This is a genomic window from uncultured Chryseobacterium sp. (genome assembly GCF_913776365.1).
GTDB lineage: Bacteria > Bacteroidota > Bacteroidia > Flavobacteriales > Weeksellaceae > Chryseobacterium.
Map to the genome: position 1 here is coordinate 1 of NZ_CAJYMO010000261.1, position 3,552 is coordinate 3,552.

The window sequence follows — 3,552 nt, forward strand, 5'->3', positions numbered from 1 at the left end:
GTTAATGGAGTATCCCAATACCGTCAGGATAGCCGCAATAAAGTCCTGGTTGATCTCCATGTTGAACGGCATGTACTTGTGAAGCAGTGAATAGGCTCCCAGAATGATAACCGCATCGTGGAACAGCGCTGCTACCGCACCTAAGGAGAACTGCCATTTTCTGAACCGTATCAGGATGTAGATAAAGATCATACCCAATGCTGCTACTACTGCATAGATACCGTGAATCTGGATATCGTCTGCTACGGAAGGCCCTACTTTCTCAGAAGAAATAATCCCGGCGTGGTCTTTGTCAGCCGATTTGAAATCTTTCAGAGTGGTTCCTGCCGGAAGGTTGGATTTCAGTCCTTCATACAGTTTCTGTTCGATGATCTGGTCCGCTTTCAGCGATTCATCCTCAATCAGGTAATCGGTAGAAATTTTCAGCTGGGCATCGTTGCCATACGTTTTGGCTTCTACCGAGGAGTTTTTACCGTCTTCCGTTTTGAACAGGGTAATCAGCTTTTCCTCGATATCATTGGCGTTTACATTCTTATCGAATTTCACCACATAGTTTCTTCCGCCGGTAAAATCGATACCGTATTTGAAACCGTGAGTCGCAATGGAAATAATACAAACAACGGTTAGCACCGCTGAAAAGATATAGGCATATTTTCTTTTTCCGATGAAGTCGATCCAGGTATTTCTGAACAGGTTCTTTGTAGCCGGTGTCCACACGGAAAGTCCTTTTCCTTTATTCAGTCTTGAGAAAATCATTACTCTGGAAAGCAATACGGAAGTAAACAGGGTCATGGCAATACCGATCATCAGTGTCAGTGCGAAACCTTTAATAGGTCCGGTTCCGAAGAAAAACAGTACCACGGCGGTAAGGAAAGTTGTGGTGTGACCGTCAATGATCGCATTCAGGGCATGCTTGAAACCGTCTTTATATGCTTCCAGGATGCTTTTCCCGGCAAACAGCTCTTCTTTTGTTCTTTCGTAAATGATTACGTTGGTATCTACTGCAACGGCCATCGTAAGAACGATCCCCGCAATCCCCGGAAGGGTAAGCGTAAAGTCACCGGAATCCATGATCCCGAAGATATAGAATAAGTTGATCACCATGGCGATCACCGCATAAACGCCGGCTCCTCCATAGTAAAAAATGATGTATACGATGATAATGGCGAAGGCAATGATGAAAGACAAGAGTCCCGCGTCAATAGATTCCTGTCCAAGAGACGGACCTACTACCGTAGCCTGGACCACTTTTGCTCCGGCCGGCAGTTTACCTGCTCCCAGAACATCTACCAGCTCCTTAGCTTCTTCCTGGGAAAAATTCCCGGAAATCTGTGTTCTTCCGTTCGGAATGGCACCCACTACGTTCGGTGCTGTATAGACTCTGTTATCCAGGGTAACCGCTACCGGCTTCCCAACGTTTTTCTCCGTCATGGTTTTCCATTCTTTGGCACCTTTGGAATCCATCTGCATGTCTACCACTATTCTGCTCATTTCATCGTAGCTGATGTTGGCCGTTTCTACGGCACCGTCTACAGGAGCTTTCTGGTTGATGTTTCCTCTGATGGCATACAGAACAAGGCTCTGGGCATCGGTAGCCTCAGGCTTGTATCCCCACATAAACTGGGTATATTTGATGTTGGCCGGACGTAAAGACTGTGCGATTTTGCTGTTCAGGATTTTGTTGACAGCAGCGGTATCGGTAAGTTTTACATCGGCAACTCCGTTTGTTCTTAATTTATCAATATGCAAGAGATTGATGAAGTTGGTTGTCTTGGCAACTCCCATTGAATCTCCTTTAGCAGCTACAATAGAAGTAAGGGTCTGGAAATAAGGAGCAATTTCAGGAACCTGCTGTACTTCCCAGAACTGGAGCTTTGCAGAAGTCTGAAGCATTTTCTTCACCTTATCGATGTCTTTCATTCCCGGCATTTCCACGGAAATCCTGGCAGTCCCCGGCACCCGCTGTACGTTCGGCTGGATGGCTCCCAGTTTATCGATTCTGGTTCTGATTACCTCAAAAGCTGTTCCTACGGAAGCGTCGATCTTTCTTTTGACAATGCTTTTAACCTGCTCGTCAGGCGTATTGTACTTTACTTCCGTCAGCGTGGTGTTCCCGAAAATTTCCGGGTCAGCCAGCTTCAGGTTGGTCCCTTTCGCCTTGTTGATCGCATCAAACTGATCGAAGAAGTTGTCAATGTAAGATTTTGTGGAATTCTTCTGTACTTCATCCGTTTTGTTCAGCGCCTCGATCAGGATCGGATTGGTAGAATAATTCGTAAGATCATTGACAAGATCCCTCTGGTTGATTTCCAAAAGGACATTGATCCCTCCTTTCAGGTCGAGACCGAGTTTCATTTCCTTGTCTCTGGCTTTGGAGTAATACAGCTTGGTAAAACCAAGATTCAGCGTATCTTCCTTCAACCGTCTGATCTCTCTTTCGTTTCCGTTCGCAGCTTCAATCTGCGATTCAATTTTGCTGGCGTACCAGGTTGGCAATAGCTCATTTAAGCAAATTAGCCCCAGTACAATAGCAACAATTGTAATAAGTCCTTTTCCTTGCATTTTATTATAACTACGTTAAATTAAGTCGGCAAATATAATGATTTTATTGAATTTTATGAATTTTAAACACCAGAAATCGTTTATTTCCAGATATATCGGTAATGTTCTCCGGATTTAAGATATAATAAATTTTTCATGGTATGTTTAAGGATTTTTCAACGGTGAATTGGTATGAAATTTTCATTCCCTTTTAATACATTAAATATCAAAATATTATGAGAAATCTACTCTTTGCTGCGGGCATTTTCTGTGCCGGCATTTCCCATTCCCAAAGCGTCAATCTCGTGGAATTTGCCACAGGATTTACGGCCCCGGTAGAAATCGCTCATGCTAACGACAGCAGGATGTTTGTCGTTCAGCAAAACGGGATTATCCGTATTGTACAGCCTGACGGGACGGTAAACAGCACCAATTTCCTGAACATCAGCTCAAAAATCACTTACGGGGGAGAAAGAGGCCTTCTCGGTCTTGCTTTCCATCCTCAATACGCCGCCAACGGCTATTTTTTTGTTTATTATAATGATACAAGCGGCAATATCACCGTAGCAAGATATACCAGAAGTACATCCAATCCGGATACGGCAGACCCTGCCAGTGAAAAAATCATCCTCAACCAGCCAAAACCTTTCGACAATCATAACGGAGGGAGCATTCATTTTGCACCGGACGGCTATCTATGGGTAGTAACCGGAGACGGCGGAAGCGGCGGAGACCCCAATAATAATGCGCAGAATAAAAACTCGCTGCTTGGCAAACTGCTGCGCCTGGACATTAATTCCACCGGACCGTATAATATTCCTGCCGGAAACCCCTTTGTAGGCGTTGACGGGGCAGATGAAGTCTGGTCATACGGATTGCGAAATGCCTGGAAGTTTAATTTCGATACGGTTTCCGGGAACGTGATGATTGCCGATGTGGGACAGGGACAAATTGAAGAAATCAACAGGATGCCACTTACCCAGGCCGGCATCAACTACGGGTGGAGGTGTT

2 protein-coding genes are annotated in these 3,552 nt (G+C 44.9%); one reads left to right on the forward strand and one right to left on the reverse strand.

The genetic code is table 11. From position 1 onward, the window contains the following. On the reverse strand, nt 1-2,562 hold a 2,562-nt coding region (secD, locus tag QZ735_RS13445; RefSeq protein WP_294249344.1), incomplete at its 3' end, for a protein translocase subunit SecD. Nucleotides 2,563-2,777: 215 nt separating this feature from the next. On the opposite strand from secD, the gene QZ735_RS13450 reads away from it, so the two are divergent. Continuing rightward, nucleotides 2,778-3,552: PQQ-dependent sugar dehydrogenase (locus QZ735_RS13450; RefSeq protein ID WP_294249346.1), on the forward strand; the 775-nt coding region annotated here is incomplete at its 3' end.